12 protein-coding genes, 1 pseudogene and 1 riboswitch are annotated in these 17,908 nt (G+C 45.6%); of the genes and pseudogenes, 7 read left to right on the forward strand and 6 right to left on the reverse strand.

What is annotated here, in order from left to right; genetic code table 11:
- Window positions 1–109: 109 nt before the first annotated feature.
- Entirely contained in the window at window positions 110–3,586 is a 3,477-nt protein-coding gene (gene recC, locus OQJ86_RS14150; RefSeq protein WP_265988169.1) for an exodeoxyribonuclease V subunit gamma, read from the reverse strand.
- Between the two features lie 366 nt (window positions 3,587–3,952).
- Between recC and OQJ86_RS14155 the strand changes: the two genes are divergently transcribed.
- Window positions 3,953–5,776 (forward strand): DUF3413 domain-containing protein, encoded by a 1,824-nt coding sequence (locus OQJ86_RS14155; protein ID WP_265988153.1) that lies wholly within the window; start codon window positions 3,953–3,955, stop codon window positions 5,774–5,776.
- 254 nt (window positions 5,777–6,030) lie between these two features.
- Here the strand turns inward: OQJ86_RS14155 and OQJ86_RS14160 are convergent, their stop codons facing one another.
- A complete protein-coding gene (locus OQJ86_RS14160) occupies window positions 6,031–7,005 on the reverse strand; it encodes a TDT family transporter (protein ID WP_009707465.1) in 975 nt (324 codons plus the stop codon).
- A 112-nt stretch (window positions 7,006–7,117) separates the two neighbouring features.
- On the opposite strand from OQJ86_RS14160, the gene OQJ86_RS14165 reads away from it, so the two are divergent.
- The 5 genes from OQJ86_RS14165 (at window position 7,118) to dapD (ending at window position 12,047) form a co-directional block, all read left to right on the forward strand.
- Window positions 7,118–8,035, forward strand: coding sequence for a LysR family transcriptional regulator (locus tag OQJ86_RS14165; protein ID WP_005427361.1), 918 nt, complete (start codon window positions 7,118–7,120; stop codon window positions 8,033–8,035).
- Between the two features lie 165 nt (window positions 8,036–8,200).
- Entirely contained in the window at window positions 8,201–8,500 is a 300-nt protein-coding gene (locus OQJ86_RS14170) for a YebG family protein (RefSeq protein WP_005386503.1), read from the forward strand.
- Window positions 8,501–8,656: 156 nt separating this feature from the next.
- Window positions 8,657–8,731, forward strand: a riboswitch (Fluoride riboswitch).
- A 260-nt stretch (window positions 8,732–8,991) separates the two neighbouring features.
- The gene (locus OQJ86_RS14175; protein WP_005386501.1) at window positions 8,992–9,684 is read left to right on the forward strand and encodes an iron-sulfur cluster assembly scaffold protein; all 693 of its coding nucleotides are present in this window, start codon (window positions 8,992–8,994) and stop codon (window positions 9,682–9,684) included.
- Between the two features lie 23 nt (window positions 9,685–9,707).
- Window positions 9,708–10,691 (forward strand): GGGtGRT protein, encoded by a 984-nt coding sequence (locus OQJ86_RS14180; protein ID WP_005427312.1) that lies wholly within the window; start codon window positions 9,708–9,710, stop codon window positions 10,689–10,691.
- Between the two features lie 324 nt (window positions 10,692–11,015).
- A complete protein-coding gene (gene dapD / locus OQJ86_RS14185) occupies window positions 11,016–12,047 on the forward strand; it encodes a 2,3,4,5-tetrahydropyridine-2,6-dicarboxylate N-succinyltransferase (RefSeq protein WP_265988154.1) in 1,032 nt (343 codons plus the stop codon).
- 238 nt (window positions 12,048–12,285) lie between these two features.
- On the opposite strand, the gene OQJ86_RS14190 is transcribed toward dapD, so the two are convergent.
- From OQJ86_RS14190 to glpT, 4 genes and pseudogenes are all read right to left on the reverse strand, one after another.
- Complete coding sequence (locus tag OQJ86_RS14190; RefSeq protein ID WP_042603816.1) at window positions 12,286–12,933, reverse strand: hypothetical protein; 648 nt, start codon at window positions 12,931–12,933, stop codon at window positions 12,286–12,288.
- Window positions 12,934–13,026: 93 nt separating this feature from the next.
- Window positions 13,027–13,200, reverse strand: a pseudogene (locus OQJ86_RS14195) (YqaE/Pmp3 family membrane protein); the annotation flags it as partial.
- A gap of 483 nt (window positions 13,201–13,683) precedes the next feature.
- Window positions 13,684–14,739, reverse strand: a complete 1,056-nt coding sequence (gene glpQ, locus OQJ86_RS14200; protein ID WP_265988155.1) for a glycerophosphodiester phosphodiesterase — start codon at window positions 14,737–14,739, stop codon at window positions 13,684–13,686.
- A 53-nt stretch (window positions 14,740–14,792) separates the two neighbouring features.
- Window positions 14,793–16,160: a glycerol-3-phosphate transporter gene (gene glpT, locus OQJ86_RS14205; RefSeq protein WP_265988156.1), complete on the reverse strand. Its 1,368-nt coding sequence runs from the start codon at window positions 16,158–16,160 to the stop codon at window positions 14,793–14,795.
- Between the two features lie 869 nt (window positions 16,161–17,029).
- Here glpT and OQJ86_RS14210 point away from each other — a divergent pair.
- On the forward strand, window positions 17,030–17,884 hold the full coding sequence (locus tag OQJ86_RS14210) for an MIP/aquaporin family protein (protein ID WP_265988157.1): 855 nt from the start codon (window positions 17,030–17,032) through the stop codon (window positions 17,882–17,884).
- Window positions 17,885–17,908 lie beyond the last annotated feature (24 nt).

Here is a 17,908-nt window from a genome sequence, read left to right on the forward strand (position 1 = left end):
TCTTGGCTCGTATACTTCGTTGACGATTTTTAATTTAGAGCCACTAGATCTTCAAATCATCGCCTCGCCTACAAGCCAAGTCAATCTCGCTGAACCAAGCATCTTGAGGTTACTTGGGTATACTTTCAGCATCCATCGCCGTCAATCTTGCGCCTTGAAGAACCAATGCAGTCAGCGTGCGAACTTCTGCTGCAAGCTCATCATTCCAAGCAGACCAAATACGCGAAATATACGCATTGTTTCCTTCGCCTGGGCTCATGTAACCATCATTGAATGCGTCCGCCATTTTCTTCAGCGATTTCTCTTCGTCATCAGCCCAGTGGCCACGACTAAAGCCCGCTTCGACACACGCCAGTGCTGTTTTCGGGAAATATGGTAATGGCTTGGTCATGCCTTCAAAAAACAAACGCACTAATTCAGCAAGCAGTTGTTTCGCTTGCGCAGCGTCTGCCATTGCTGGGTAAACTAAATGCACCGCGCCTTCCTTGCGGTCATAACCGATAACGTGGGTCTTTCTAGCGTGACCAGAGGCAGACATAGCAAGATGATCAATCCATGCAGCAAGGTAATCTTGCGCACGAATTTTACCGCTGCGGTAGCGAATCAAACCAGACTGATAGCATTGAGTTAGCCAACCGGTTAGACGGATATTCTTTCCTTCACCAAGCACATCGAAGGTAAGGTCGATTTCTAAATCGTCTTGCGGAGCACCGGATAAAAACGCCAACTTATCCACCAGCTCTTCCGCTTGCACGCGGTTGGTTTCAAACTCGATATCACCAAATGCGCCAACCGGTAATTTGCCCTGCGCGCGTTGTTCACTCATAAAGTGCTTGAGTACGTCTGCTTTTGCGGACGGTTGAGTAATGGCGGTTTCAAGCAAGGTTTCCAGTAGCTCATCGCGCATTTGATAGCTTTCTAAGCCGCCTAACACGAATGGCTCATCATCTTCCATCACGGGTAATGGCGGCTCGAACATCACTTTCAAACGGCGGTTAAAGAAATACTGAACAGGCAAACGCCAGAAGCGTTGTAATTCCACCAAGTCCAATTCGATTGGGAAGGTGGCACCAAGCAAGTAATCATCCAATGCGCGGTTAAACTCGCCACGCGCATGACCTTGCGATTGATTGCTTTGGGTCAACGCGGCTGGAATCCACTCTTTGGCATAGCTTGAATGAGAACCTTGGAATGCGCTTGGGCTGAATGGCACCATGGCATGCACGTTCACTAACTCGTTGAGTAGTTTATCTCCGGAATCATCGACTGGCTGGTCTTGATCGCCATCTAGGCAGTAGTTCTGATGGCAATATTCCATCAACTCTGACACCAGAACCGACGGCACGCGCTCGGTGTTATCTTGGATAGAACGCCCAACGTAACTGATGTACAAACTCTGCTGCGCTGACAGCATGGCTTCTAAGAATAAGTAACGGTCATCGTCTCGGCGGGAACGGTCACCCGGTTTAGTGCGCCCTGTCATTAAGTCAAAACCTTCTGGTGGCATTGATCGCGGGTAAACACCATCGTTCATACCCAGCAGACACACGGTTCTAAATGGGATCGAGCGCATCGGCATCAGAGTACAGAAGTTCACTTGTCCGGCTAGAAAGCGCTGGCTGACCCGTGTTCCTGACAGCTTGTTTTGTAGATACTGGCTAACAATAGAAGGCGACAAGGCATCATCAAATGCCGCATCGGTAAGCTGTTCTTTCAGTTGGCTTAAGGTATCTCGAATCGACTTAAGTGCCATTTCCCCTTCTAACTCAACGGAGAAGAAGTCATCCAACATCGCCACCAAGGTTTCACGCCATGCATCAATCGACTGAACATGGGAAAGTTTGCGGCGATATTGGCTAATTTGTTGAATAAAATGAGCTAACTTACCAGCAAGTTCTGCGCCCATACCTTGCACTTCATTGTATGGTGAGAGGCTACCTTCTTGCGCTTCAAACAAACCGGCAGATTCTGGCATCGCGTAACCTAACAACATACGCTGGATACCAAATTGCCATGTGTTTTGGCGTGTTTCTGGCAATTCAAATTCGCTGCCAGTATGGCTATCTAGCCCCCAGCGAATACCAGATTCTTCCACCCATTGTTTGGCTTGAAGGAAGTCATCTTCGCTAAGGTCAAATCGTTTCAAAATCGCCGGCGTTTCTAACAGCTCAAGTAATTCAGAAGCCAAGCAACGTGTATTCGGTAAATTAACAAGTTGCATGAAAGCCGCCAAAATTGGGCTTTCTTGATCGGCCGTTCGGTCTGAAATCGAGTAAGGAATAAATCGCTCACCCGGCGCATTGCCGAATACCGCCTGAATCGCAGGGCTGTAGGCATTGATGTCTGCCACCATGACAATAATATCGCGCGGTTTCAGTGTCGGATCGGCATCGAACATCGCCAGAAGCTGGTCGTGTAACACTTCCACTTCTCGCATTGGACTGTGGCAAGAGTGCAAGCTCAGAGATTTATCACCCAAACTCACCACTTGTTTGTGCTGACTGCTGTCGATTTGCTCGTCGTCTTGGTGCTCTTCTAAATTAAGAATGTCGGCTTGAAGTTGATGGAGCAGACTGTCGCGCTCGACATCAACAAAAGCTTCAATCTCATGGGATTCGAGCTGCGACAACAGATACATGTTATCGCGCCCAAGTTTACCCATCGACGCCAACAAGCTGTTACCCACCACATCGGTATGCAGCTCATCCACTACGTTTTCTTCTAGTGACCCTTTTAACTGCTCACTCTCACCTTGTACTTCAGAATGGTCTTCTTGCCAGACCACGTGCTGACGGTGTTTTGCTGCTAGGCGAGCTAGGAATTTACGGTCGCGTACCTCACCCCAGTAATAACGACAAGGGTTGGTAAACATCAGATGCACATCAATGTGTTCACCAATGGCTTTGAGCGCATCCATGTAACGTGGCGGCAGTGAAGAGATACCAAACACAAACAGACGCTTCGGCAGATGGTCAAAGTTACCGTTGAAGTTTTCGAGCGTATCAATGAAGTGTTCGTACAAATTGGCACGATGATAAGGCGATTGCCCAAGGGTAACCGTGTGATCGTACAATGCCTGCCACAAAATCGGCTGCCATGGGTGCTCATCTTCAAGTTCAGGTACCGTTTGCCCTGCTTCCCAGCTTGCAATCCATTCTGGGCGATACACCAAATAGCCATCGAAAATATCGGCAATTTTCTCTGCCAATTGATACAGCTTGGAGTTGTCAGTGTCGTCTTGAAGATAACGAGCCAAAGGTTCGAATGACGCTTCGTTTAGTAAACCCGGAAGCAAGTGCATCAACTTCCATGTCATGGCTTCTTTGTTGAAGGCACTGCGTTTCGGCACATCAGCCAATACTTGGGTGAACATGTCCCAAATGAAAGTCGCTGGCAGCGGAAATTCTAGGTTTGCCGCAACACCAAACTCTTTCGCCAATTCCATTTTTAACCACTGAGACATACCCGGGCTTTGCACCAGAATTTGCTCTTTTTCGAATGGATTTTCTAATGGATTGATGCGAATCAGTTCAACAAGAAGTGATTTGAGAACATCGACCAGATTGGAGTGATAGACAGTAAACAAAGTAAGTGCACCGAATGCCAATGGAAACTGCTAGCAAGCTTAGCACAGCCGCATTTATTCCTAGAGCGATCTCGATAGCTTAAATAACAAAAGGTTAGAGAACACTCAAACTCTGCGCAAATAACCAGCAACTGACATTTGTAAGTAATGTCTTACACGCAAATACAAAGCGTGACATCAGTCACAACTATTTCATGATAAAAAACACTGTTTTATAATTCACGCAAATTTTTATAACAATACCCATCAAATTGAATATTGAGTGAAAGGCGAAGAATCACGTGGTTCAAGTCATCTTGATTTCACGCTGAGCCGCACTTTGTTCTTGATTTGATAGGGATGAAAAAGCACTGGAATACCAAAACTATGTTGCGCAAATTTTCTTCAAATGGCGCTTGGCTGATTGCATTTTTTGCTTGCTTTGCGCTTTATCTGTCGATCGCTTGTTACCCATTTTTGCTGTCAAACAACCAAGCAGAACCGCTCACCTTTCTGCAAGAATATTATTTGCTTGCTACACAATTTGGCTGGTTGGGTTTAATTGCTCTTCCGCTGATGCTGGGTTGTTTATTGTTGTCCTTTTTGCCGACTCGCATGTTCAAAGTCGTTGTGATCACCATTGCCATCACGCTCTTGATCATGTTGAAAGTCGATATCCTCGTTTTCCAGCAATACAAACTGCACATCAATGGCCTGTTGATCCGCATGTTCTTCGAAGGCGGTCGTGACGTATTTGAAATCTCTTGGATGAGTTGGCTGATCTTTATTAGCGACATTGCACTGCTCGCCATTGGCTTGGCATGCACCGTTTGGTTAGCCAATAAACTGGCTCAGAGCCGAACAAAGTTTGTGATTGTTGCGGTTTGGTTTAGCTTGTTGCTGAGCACTCAGGTTATCCACGCGTATAAGAACGCACTCTATGACGACGAAGTTAGCCAGTTCTCGAATAACTGGCCTCTTTACTACCCATTAACGGCGCGTAAGTTTATCTATCGTCATCACTTGGTGGATGAAACCATTGCCTCACAAAACCGAGTGGAGCTGAAAAACATTGAAAGCAGTTCACTGAACTACCCACTCGCCCCTGTAAATGTTAAACCTAAATCTAAACAGCCGAATGTGTTGTTCATTCTGGTTGATGCTTGGCGCTACAGTGATGCAACACCAGAGATCATGCCAAATGTCAGCAAGTTCTCCGAAAAAACGGTCAATTTCTCTCAACACATGAGCGGTGGTAACTCTACTCAAGCGGGCATTTTTAGTCTGTTCTATAGCTTGCCAGCAACTTACTGGGACAGCTTTTATGCGAGTCAGAAATCCCCCGTTTTCATGGATACCCTGCAAAACCAAGGCTATCGAATGGGTATTTTTGGTTCAGCACCATTAACCAACCCACCTTTGTCGCGCACCGTCTTTAAAAAGGTGAAAGATCTCACCCTTAAACAAACTGGCGAAACACAAATCAAACGTGACCAGCAGATCACCGATGAGTTTATTCAGTTTCAAAAGCAAGATAGCGACAAACCGTATTTCAGCTTCTTGTTTTACGATTCGGCTCATGGCACCAGTTTTCCAGAGCCTGAGTTCGCTAAATTCAAGCCTTATTGGGAACGTGTCGATCATATTCTTCTGAACAACGAATTTGACGCCTCGCTTTATCATAACCGCTATAAGAACTCGTTGTATTTCATCGACAGTTTGATCGCAAAAGTGCTGAAGAATGTCGACCTAGAGAACACCATTGTGGTGATTACTTCCGACCACGGAGAGGAATTTAACGACCACAAGATGAATTACTGGGGCCATACGGGTAACTACAGTGATACTCAAGTGCATGTGCCGTTATACGTTTATCTTCCAGATCATCAGCCAGAGCAGATCAACTACCGCACCACACACTATGACATTGTGCCAACTCTAATGAACGAACTATTCGACGTTCAAGGCGACACACAATCATATAGCGTAGGACGAGACCTATTTGATAATTGTGTTCCGCGAGATTGGTTCATTGCGGGCAGTTATTACAACTATGCGCTGGTAGGGAAAGAAACCATGTTAGTGGTAAACCCAGGGGGGCACTCTCAACAACTCAATAATCAACTTAAAGTGGATACGGAACATCAAGTGCCAGTGAACGTGATTCAGGATTCTCTCGATGAAATGTCACGTTTCTATAAGAAAGGATAAAAAGAACGCACGCCCATCAGACAGGTAGGCATAGTGAAGAGAGGTAAATTTCGAATTGCCATTTTCTGCATGAGAACTCTCGCTACAATGGCTGCGGTTACTAAAGTTTGATGTATTAAAATTGTATCTAATTTTCCGCCACCCTTTTGGGTGGCATTTTTTTATCTGCAGATTGGCTTTAGAGCCCACCCTACCGATACAAAAAAAAGCCTCTTGGCGAGAGAGACCAAGAGACTTTGCTTTACGAGTAAGACTTATGCGTGATGTGTCGTCATCAAGCGTGGTTGAATCAGTAAGTTATTGATGTATTGCAAACCTACGTAAGTCACTACAATCGTTGCCACAATCAATTCGATACCTGCTAGACCGCGAACTTGTTGTACATAGTGCGCTGCTAGACCATTTGCTTCCATCCAATTTGCTGTTTTGAACAGAGCCGTTGCACCAATCACCATTGGGAAGGTAAACGCTGCGTAGCCAGGACTAAATGGCAGTCTTAGCAATTTAAAGAAGGCTAAGTAGATGATGGCTGTCATCAATACCGCGATACCAAACAACAGAGCAATAATCACTGGTGAAGGTGTTGCCGTTACGGTTAGGTAACCTGCCAACGATAGGCTTGCTGGTGCCGCCATGATTGCCATGGTTGGTTTTGCTGCATCTGGGATTTCATGAGTAAACATGAAACGGTAGATCATCATTGGCAACATCACAGCGTAAGCCACCATACCGAAGATCAATGCACCGTGTGCAATAGGTGCAAGCACTGGGTTACCTGAGAAAGACACGTCTGCAACGATAATACCCACTGGCGGTACAAACCAGCTTGGCACCATGTGGTGTAGTTCGAAGTCTTTCGCGCGGTGGTACAAGAAACTCACTAGGAACACGATATGTAGAGCTACCGCCACTAACCAAAGCACGTCACCTGCAACAGGGAAAAAGTGCCCTAGAGAATTTGAAACCACCATGGTTCCCATCGCGAAAGTTGGAACGACACTACCCACCACAGGGTGCGCAAGATCTTGTCTCAACAAATGATTGTGAAAAAGAAATTTAGTCGCCAAGATTGCTAGCAGTACGCTTGCAATACCTGCGCTAATCCACTGTCCATAGCCATGTAATTCGGCGAAGTTTTCCCAACTCCAACCTAAGCTCGCAATACCAAGAGCCAGACCCGCCATTGGGGTTGGTGCTCCCATTACTTTTGCTTTTGTTCTTTGAATCATTACGACCTCAAAATCTAGGCTAACTTTCTATGGGGTGTATATTACTCTTGCACTTCGTTCCAATATATCTAATTATTTAAAACTAACGTTCAGATAAACTTAACGGAATATCATGCCTAGTCATATCTCTCTTAAACAACTGAAAGTTTTTACTACGATCACTCAGCACAAAACGCTAACTGCGGCTTCAGAAAGCCTGTTTCTTTCTAAGGCGGCCGTGAGTATGGCGCTGTCTGAGTTGGAGAAACAAATTGGTCATCACCTATTTGACCGGGTGAACAACCGCTTAATTCTCAACCAAGAAGGTCAAAAACTTTTGCCCCTCGCGGATGAACTCCTCAACCGAGCTCGGGATATTGAGAGTGTGTTCGATGGCGACCAAACCTTATCAGGGCTGCTTCGCATCGGTGCCAGTGACACCATCGGCAACCAAGTCGCGCCCTATCTGTTAAGTGATTTTCGTGATGAAACAAATCACCAGTCGCAGAGTTTGTTCATCTCTAACTCCGCCCAGATTTGTGACATGTTGATCGCGTACGAACTCGACATCGCGCTCATCGAGGGCAAGACCATACACCCAGAGTTGGAATCAACGCAATTCAGTGAAGACGAAATGTGTGTAATTTGTCCGCCGGATTACCCTAACTTCGATGAAGGACCTATCAGCCTAAACGAGCTCGAAGACACGGAATGGATTCTGCGTGAGGCGGGTTCTGGCTCTCGAGAGTTCTTTATGCGCGCCATCGCTCCGCGTCTAGAACATTGGCATGAGGCTTTTCAGCTCAACACCACCGAAGCGCTGATCAATTCAGTATCTGCCGGACTTGGCCTAGGTTGTTTATCACGCCTATCTGCAGAGCCTGCAATTCGCGATGGTCGTGTGAAAATGCTCAACATGCCACTGGATATGAAGCGTCGCTTCTGGCTTTTGATCCACAAAGAGAAGTATCAAAACCCGCTACTGCGTACATTCATTGAATTCTGCCAAGATTGGGAGCGACCAGAGAACCCACATCTTAAAGATGGCTAGTTCGAGATGGGTCGTTCACGGGAGATAGTTCAAGGCAGATAGTTCAAATGCTGGTCACTTAGTTGTACACGGCTCTCATTCTGAGGCTTGTCGCTAGACTTAATTGGTCAAAAACTGTATAAAAAGCCAGTATAAAATTTAACAAATTAACTTAGAGGACCAACCATGGCTGTAATCGTCAAGTACGTGGTAGAACGCAATGGAGAAGAGAAAATGACTTTTACCTCTAAAGCGGAAGCTGACGCATACGACAAAATGCTGGATATGGCGGACGAGTTATTCTCACTGCTAGGCAAGAGTGAACTTCTAGAAGACGAAGGTAAGCAAGAAGATCTTGCAATGTACCTTGCGCAAAACAAAGAAGAAGTGCTTTACGCTCTGGGTGCAAAACGTAAACCTGCACCAAAAAAAGCAAAGAAGCTTGAAGCTGTTGAAGAAGATAGCGAGCAAGAAGACGCTGCATAAGCCTCTCATTTGTTTAGAGAAAACGTCGCATTATGCGGCGTTTTTTTATGCGTTGCATTTATCACCATATATCTCTGAGAATATAAAGAACCGATTTAATATCCCAAATTGCTCTAAATTTCATGTTGCAGATTAGTGTGACTTAGATCTAATCTAAATGGGCGCGGTGATGGGGTGCCACCGGAATCGAAAGATTCGAACCGCTTTAAAGCTAATGACTCCTACAGAAACGAAAACAGGTCAGCCCTGTTGGAAATGCTTTCGCCGATGTTGTGAAAGCAAGAGTTCTGTAGTGAGCAATTCAACTCTTCTCCAACCCCGCTCCTGTTTTCTCAAAAATTAAAAAGATATCCAAAATAGTTGTTAACTCAACAAGGCGACAAACACGTGAGCCTCCTGAACATAGTTTTTCTATCTGATGGAGCGAATAAGAGCAGTCAACGCCGTTGAGTCTGACCAATATGCCGGATATCGTACACTGGGAAAACATTATGCAATACTCACACGAAATCCAATCAATGTGCCCGATTCAACGCGGCGATCTTCATGCATCTGCACCGATCCCTGTTGAAGGCGCAATGATCAATCCAAAAGACGTTATCGCGATTTCTGGTCTTAGCCACGGCGTTGGTGCTTGTGCTCCTCAACAAGGCGCAGCAAAACTAACTCTTAACGTCAAAAATGGCATCATCGAAGAAGCTTTGATCGAAACGATCGGCTGTTCAGGCATGACTCAATCAGCCGCGATGGCCGCAGAAATACTAACAGGCAAAACTATTCTGGAAGCACTGAATACCGACTTGGTATGTGATGCTATCAACGTCGCGATGCGCGAAATCTTCCTTCAATTTGTTTACGGTCGTACTCAATCTGCTTTCTCTGAAGGCGGCTTGGAAATTGGTGCGGCACTGGAGGACCTTGGTCAAACTCAACGTAGCCAAGTGGGTACTAGTTACTCAACTAAAGCAAAAGGCGTGCGTTACATGGAGTTAGCTGAAGGCTACGTAACAAAACTCGCGCTAGACGAAAACAAAGAAGTGATTGGTTACCAATATCTCAACCTAGGCAAGATGATGAAAGCCATCAACGAAGGCGTATCTGCTGCAGAAGCCGCAGACAAAGCAACGGGGACTTACGGTCGTTTTGACGAAGCCGTAACGACTATCAACCCACGCCAACAATAATTGCCACCAAGAGGAAAGAGATTATGAACACTCCAATTACTGAATCTGTACGTCGCACATTAGACGAAATGCAACTTTCTTCTCTGGAAGAGGCTTATCAATACTGTATGGATCGTGGTATCGACCCTAAAGCGCTGGTGATGGACACTCAACCTATCGCGTTTGAAAGCGCTGCCGATGCCTACACACTGGGCACTGCTTTGGCGATTTTCCGCGGTGCAAAAACAGCAGAAGAAGCTGCAAACATCATCGGTGAAGGCCTTCAGGCGTGCACAAAACCAGGCAGCGTCGCAGAGCAACGCCAAGTGGGTATCGGTCATGGTGCATTGGCGGCTCGTCTATTGAATGAAGAAAGTGGCTGTTTCGCTTTCCTTGCGGGCCATGAGTCATTCGCAGCCGCAGAAGGCGCAATAAAAATCGCATTGAACGTGAACAAATCACGTAAAAATCCGTTGAAAGTTATCCTAAATGGTTTGGGTAAAGACGCCGCTTACCTAATCTCACGCATCAATGGTTTCACTTACGTACGCACTCAATACAACTACCAAACTGGTGAGTTAGTGGAAGTAGAACGTCGCCGTTTCTCCCAAGGTCCACGTGGTGAGATCCTTTGTTACGGTGCTGACGATGTACGTGAAGGCGTAGCTATCATGCATAAAGAACAAGTGGATGTGAGCATCACAGGTAACTCAACCAACCCGACTCGCTTCCAACACCCTGTAGCAGGTATCTACAAAGCGGAACGTAACCGTGAAGGCATGCCTTACTTCTCTGTGGCATCAGGTGGTGGTACTGGTCGTACTCTACACCCAGATAACGTGGCGGCGGGTCCTGCATCTTACGGCATGACCGACACAATGGGTCGCATGCACGCCGATGCACAATTCGCGGGCAGCTCTTCAGTACCTGCACACGTAGCGATGATGGGCTTCATCGGTATGGGCAACAATCCAATGGTAGGGGCAACGGTTGCACTTGCAGTAGAGGTCGGTGAGCTAAGCCTCTAAATCGATTTATCGCTTTACTATCCAAAGCCAGTAAATCCAACAAACCCAGTGTAGGGGGAGTGACTTCGGTCCTCCCCTTATTTTTTGCTATGCGCCCTTCTCCAACTTCACTGTGTCTCTGCCCAAAATCGGTCTGATAAGGCTTTTGCGACACATTTCTCATCAGACAAACATATCTCTAAAAAGACAAAAGGTATCCATCTACAGACTTTCTCCATTTCCCCTCTTTAAACTCCCGAACACTCTCTTTATGATGACTGACAACTTAATTATTTCTTGTCAGTGAACAGACGAGACACAAGACTCAACACATGGAGATCAACTATGGCTTTCTTCTCTCTAGCCTTTGGTACGGCAACTAAAAACCGCGACGGCAAAATCATCGAAGCGTTTTTCCCAAACCCAGTTCTTAACCCAAGCGAAGCGCTTGTTAACGCACTAGCAGCAGTAGCAGGTTATGAGCAAGGCAACCAAGCTATCGAGATCTCTGCAGCACAAAGCGCAGAACTGGCAGCAGCATTTGAAGCAAACGGCGATGCGGCAAACGCATCTTTCGCAGCAAAAGCAGCAGAATCAGCACAACCACTTGTACTGGTTATCCTTGCAACTGACGAGCAGCCACAAAGCGTTGCTGAAGGTTTCCTAAAACTTCAACTTATCTCTAACCGCCTAGTTCAGCCACACGGCACGGTACTAGACGGTATCTTCGGTCTACTACACAACATCGCATGGACTAACGAAGGTCCAATCGATCTACCTGAACTAGCAGGACGTCAAATTGAAGCTCGCCTAGCGGGTCGTGCACTAAGCGTAGATTGTGTAGACAAGTTCCCTAAAATGGTGGACTACGTGGTACCAACTGGCGTTCGTATCGCTGACACTTCTCGCGTACGTCTTGGTGCACACGTTGGCGAAGGCACAACGGTAATGCACGAAGGCTTCATCAACTTCAACGCGGGTACAACTGGCGTGAGCATGGTTGAAGGTCGTATCTCTGCTGGCGTAGTGGTTGGTAACGGCTCTGACATCGGCGGCGGCGCATCTATCATGGGTACGCTATCTGGCGGCGGTAAAGTTGTAGTTTCTATCGGTGAAAACTCTCTACTAGGCGCGAACGCAGGTCTTGGTTTCCCAATGGGTGACCGTTGTACTATCGAATCAGGTCTGTACGTAACTGCTGGTTCTAAAGTACGTATGCTAGATTCTGCTGGCCAAGAAGTAGAAGTAGTGAAAGCACGCGATCTTGCTGGTGTTTCTGACCTACTGTTCCGTCGTAACTCTGTAACAGGTCAAATCGAGTGTCTTGCTAACAAGAGCGCGGTTGAACTGAACAGCGAACTGCATAAAAACAACTAATAAGAATACCCAAATAACCTCGAGATGCTTGATTCAGCGAGGCTGACTTGGCTTGCAGGCGCGGCAACGAGTTGAAGATCTAGTCAGTCTAAATCAAAGCTCGTTAACAAAGCATGAAAGCCAAGACAACTCGCCCTTTGGGAGCATCTTGAAGTCATTTGGGTATTGCAGTGAATTAGCCCTACGAAAAATCCCCCAGCAGGAAACTGTTGGGGGATTTTTTAATTATCAGTCTTAACTAGCGCTTTATCGGACGAATCCACATCGATAAATCAGGGCATTCGTACTTTAAGTGATCCATTAATTGCTTTGCTTCCGAGTATTTGAAATACACGTCACTAAACAAATAGTACGAGCCGTGAATATGGTGCTCATATAAAGGTGCAGTCGCACATTGTGCAAATACCTTGTTCGGAGGCTTAACGCCAGAGTAGAGCTGAACAACATAAGCCTTAGAGTTTGATGTCGATGGTCGAGATGGTTTTGGTGGTGGCGCTGGATTCGATTTCTTTTGACCAGTTTTTTTCTCTAATAATGAACAGCTGGCAGCGTTGATATCAAAAGACATCACTTTCGATTTATCCGCGGCATCCAGAATATTGACGCGCTGAGCCTTCGCATCTCCAAAACACTCTTTTGCCAACGCATAAGTTGCCAGTTCGCTCAATACACAAGATGACGAGTCGTAATAGATTTGCTGCACACCGTTGTTCAACTGCGCTTGCGGAGAGCATTTCACCATCTGACGGAACTCTGCGCCATCCAAGATCCACAAATCGACCGCTTCTTGAATCGTGAGCTCTGCTTGTGCACTAGAAGCAAACCCAAAACAACTCAATAGTAAGCCCCCCCAGAAATAAGGCTTACCTTTATTCGACGGAAACACCTACTCGTCTCCACCACCATCTTGATCCGAAGACGCTGGCGCTTTTCGTGCGTAATTTGAGAACGCCTCTGGACCATCTCTCTCTGCAGCTAGCTTCTCGATTTTTTTATCCGTTTCGTAATTAACTAATGCGTATACAGACCAAATGGCAGCGGGCAACCAACCAACCAAAGTAATCTGCAATAACAAACAGATTACTCCCGCCCAATAACGGCCAATAGTAAAAAATTGCAGCCAAGGAATTAGAATGGCAAGTACTAGTCTCATGTCATGTCCTATTAAGTCTTTTATTATTCATGATCGTATTGCGCACTAATGCTCGGCTTATCAGCGAATGAATTGCCGTCGGGATCGCTTTGTTCAAAAGAAAAGGCCGCCTAAGAATTTGGAGCTACGAACCGACATGTGAAGCAAGACTTAAGCGGCAAGCTGAAAGGGCAAACTAAGCCACTGGAACACAGTCTTCTCCACAATGGCATTAGCAAAGGGCACCAATTTACAATACCCTTGTATAGTAACCATATCGGTGGTGTGAATATTTAGCATCTGCAAATCAAGAACAATGGGAATGCATACACAGTGGGAGCAATGAAAAAGAAGTAAAAGGTGTTGATCGTGTTCCATACATATAAAAATCCCCCAACAGGAGAGTCACTGTTGAGGGATAATGATTGCTCAATGAGAGCCTATTGTTACGACATGGCGTGTGACGTAATACTGAGCGTTTCAAACACTCAGTTTTTTAGAACTTTACTTGTTCAGAAAGTTCACCGCTTTATCAGGGAAATCAGTAAACAAACCATCCACTTTCACCTGATTGTAGAAGATGTCCATCATCCCATCGAAGCTGTCGGTGTAAGCAGGAATACGCCCAGGGTCCGCTCGGAAAGTATAAGGGTGTACTTGTAAGCCCGCGTCTTTTGCCGCTTTCATCAAAGGTTTGATGATGATGTTATCCTTGGTTGATTTGTCATCCACCAACATTGGCTTCCAAGGACCGATCCCTTCCGCGTATTCCGCGACCTTCTTCATACCATTGGCTTCAAACATCCAGTCATAACTGTATGGTGTTGCCTTGTCGCCTTTGTACTCCATGGTCTCGTTCCAATCAGTGTAAGCCATGAGTTGAACGAGCTTTAAATCCATGTCCATTGCGGGCATGAGTTCACTGTTGATGCGCTGAAGTTCATTCGCATCAAAACACTGAAGGTACACTTTGTCATCTTGCGAATCGTAACCGTACTGCTTTAAAACGTTAAGCACCGCTTTTGAGATGTCTTTACCTTCATGGCGATGGAACCAAGGCGCTTTAATTTCTGGGTAGATACCGATGTCATAACCCAGTGTTTTATTTAAACCTTGGATCAACTCAATCTCTTCCGCAAAAGTAGGAACGGTAAAATCTGATTTCCACATTGGGAATCGTGTCGGATAACCAGCAACCTTGTTACCTTTATCATCGATGTTAAAGCCTTCAGTGACTCGCAATGATTTGATTTCTTCCAAAGTGAAATCAATCGCGTAGTAGCGACCATCTTTACGAGCACGGTCTGGGAATCGCTCAGCCACATCGGTCACGCGATCGAGGTAATGATCATGCAATACGACGAGTTGATCGTCTTTGGTCATCACCACATCTTGCTCGATGTAGTCCGGCTTCATTGCATACGCAAGAGCTTTTGCTTCTAACGTATGTTCTGGCAGATAACCCGATGCTCCTCGGTGCGCGATAACAAGCGGTTGTGCTACCGCTCCAGCTGAAGTGCCGAGAGCGAGAATCGTCATGCAAATTGACGTTGTTTTCATTGTTCTTTCCTTAACTTATTGAAGGAGCAGTATTCCACCGCCCCTTTAATGTTTTATGACGCCAATGCTTCTTTCTCACGTGCTTTTTGTTCGTGATGAGCGCGTTCACCCAAGAAAGCGTAAATCAAGCAGATAATAGAGGTAATACAAGACCCGACAAGAATGATGAACCCACCATCCCAACCGAAGTGGTCAACGGTGTAACCAAGAATAGCGTTCGCAGCAACAGCGCCACCTAAGTATCCGAATAGCCCGGTCAAGCCAGCGGCAGTTCCCGCCGCTTTTTTAGGAGCAAGCTCTAGTGCATACAAACCAATCAACATCACTGGGCCGTAAATCAAGAAACCGATAGCCACCAGCGCCATCATATCGACTGCTGGATTACCTGCTGGGTTAAACCAGTAAACAAGCACCGCAACCGTGACAAGTACCATAAATAAGATGCCAGCAGGGGCGCGGCGACCTTTAAACACTTTGTCAGAAATCCAACCACACAATAACGTACCAGGAATACCAGCCCACTCGTATAGGAAGTAAGCCCAAGAAGATTTATCTACTGAGAAGTCTTTTGCTTCTTTTAAATACACAGGAGCCCAGTCCAACACACCGTAGCGAATCAGGTAAACAAACGCGTTCGCGATCGCAATTGACCACAACAATTTATTAGAAAAGACATACTTGAAGAAAATCTCCTTCGCACTCATTTCTTTCTCATGAGACTTGTCGTAATCGTCTGGGTAGTCGTCTTTATACTCTTCAATTGGCGGAAGACCACAAGATTGAGGTGTATCTCTTACCGTGAACCAAATAAAGACAGCTACGAGCGTGGCAAAAAATGCAGGAACATAGAAAGCGGTGCGCCAATCGTCGTTAAATGCCCAAAGACCAAGAATAAATAGTGGACCAATTAAACCACCACCTACGTTATGCGCCACATTCCAAACCGATACGATCTCGCCACGTTCTTTACGTGACCACCAGTGAACCATGGTTCGACCACAGGCAGGCCATCCCATACCTTGGAACCAACCGTTTAGGAACAATAGAATAAACATCGCGGTAATGCTGCCCGTAGCCCAAGGCATAAAGCCGAAGCAGAACATCACAAGCGCAGAAATTAACAGACCGCCACTTAAGAAATAACGAGGGTTAGAGCGGTCAGAAACACTGCCCATTAAGAATTTTGATAAACCGTAAGCAATGGAAACTGCAGCTAAAGCAACACCTAAGTCACCACGGCTAAAACCTTGTTCAATAAGGTAAGGCATCGCCAAGCTAAAGTTTTTACGCACTAAATAATAGCCAGCGTAACCGACGAAGATACCGATGAAGAGTTGCCAACGTAAGCGAGAATAGGTGCCGTCGATCTTATCGGACGATAAGCGATCGATATGCGCCTTAGGTTTGAATATTCCAAACATAGGAACCTCATTAATTATGTGAGCGATGGTAGGGAGTAATAAATCGCGAACGAGCAAAAAGGAGTTTCGTTCGAAAGTGAATGCATTTTATGAAATACAATTTTTATTTCTGTGATAAATGTTGCATAGGAATTAAATTTCAGTAAATACAGTAGACTAGAAGTATTTAATTAGACAGTGCTTCCATTTCCCCCACATTCCGTTACTGTCTATATAGAGCATGAAGTGCGCAAACGAACAAAATCATCGCTATCTTAAGTAAACCAAGCGCTCAAATGACCACATAAATGGATAAAAGGTAGAGGTTGAAGAGATAAAACACGCTATTTAAGTAATTAAAGACCAGCATGATGTGTTGCAACAATGTCACTTCGTTAACAATTAGCATCGACATCAGCCAACCAATCCCAAAGCGCATTCAAAACAAATCTCTAGTAAAAGACGTCGTATCAACCACAAATAAACTTCTTCATTCTTAACGGTGGTTTAACTCAGAGCAACGAGCGCATCAATATCAGCCTCCCCCTTATCATCATTAGTGTCAGCTAGCTCTTTAGGGGTAGTTTTCAACCAGTAATCTGAGTAATTTCCCACCATTCGCGAAGCAGCTTCACAAAACTCCTCTTACCAGTTTGTGCATTGATTTTCACATCGGTAGTTTTAGGCCGAAAAATAGAAGTAGAAGCTTCTGAATCGTTTTATCGAGTTTCCTTTTTGAGCAAAAGATGCGTCAATTAACAGAAACGAAGAGTTTGATTAACAAATTTATGCTCAAACGCTCACTTTTAACGCTCGTTTGTTTTCGCAAACGTTTATATATGCACAATAGAACCGTGCTAGATAAGCATAAATATTAAAGGACTCTTAACATGACAACGAACAAACACCCCTCACTGCTCGGAGAATGTTTGGCCGAGTTTATCGGTACCGGATTACTTATCTTTTTTGGCGTAGGCTGTGTTGCTGCACTCGTTTTGACCGGAGCTCAATTTGGTCAATGGGAAATCAGTATTGTATGGGGCTTTGGCGTCGCCATTGCAATTTACTGTACTGCGGGCGTATCCGGTGCACACATCAACCCTGCAGTTACCATCGCGCTGGCGATGTTCCATGGATTCGATAAGGCGAAAGTGGTGCCTTATATCATTGCGCAAATGCTCGGTGCATTTTGCTCTGCCGCTTTGGTTTACAGCTTGTACAGCAACCTATTTACTGATTACGAAATCGCACACAATTTCGTTCGTAGCAGCCAAGACGCATTAGCAACAGCAGGTATTTTCTCGACTTACCCACACGCTTCTCTCTCTTTCTTTGGCGCTTTTGCTGTGGAATTCGTGATTACTGCAGTGCTAATGTTTGCCATTCTTGCTCTTGGTGATGAGAACAACGGTGCACCTCGCGGCGCTATGAACCCATTACTTATCGGTATTCTCATTGCGGTTATCGGTGGTTCTTTAGGCCCACTGACTGGCTTTGCGATGAACCCTGCTCGTGACTTCGGCCCTAAACTGTTTGCTTACTTTGCCGGCTGGGATTACGCACTGACCGGTGCGCGTGAAATCCCATACTTTATTGTTCCAATTCTTGCTCCTATCACAGGTGCTTGCTTCGGTGGTTGGTTGTACCCGAAAGCGATTGCTGCATATCTGCCACAACAAGGTCATGGCTGTACTATCCCTAACCAGTGCGAGACCGAAGAAGAAGCAGAACAAGCTCAAGCTTAAAACCAACTCATTCGAACATTTACT

This window comes from Vibrio sp. Sgm 5, from assembly GCF_026241575.1.
Classification (GTDB): Bacteria; Pseudomonadota; Gammaproteobacteria; order Enterobacterales; family Vibrionaceae; genus Vibrio; species Vibrio jasicida.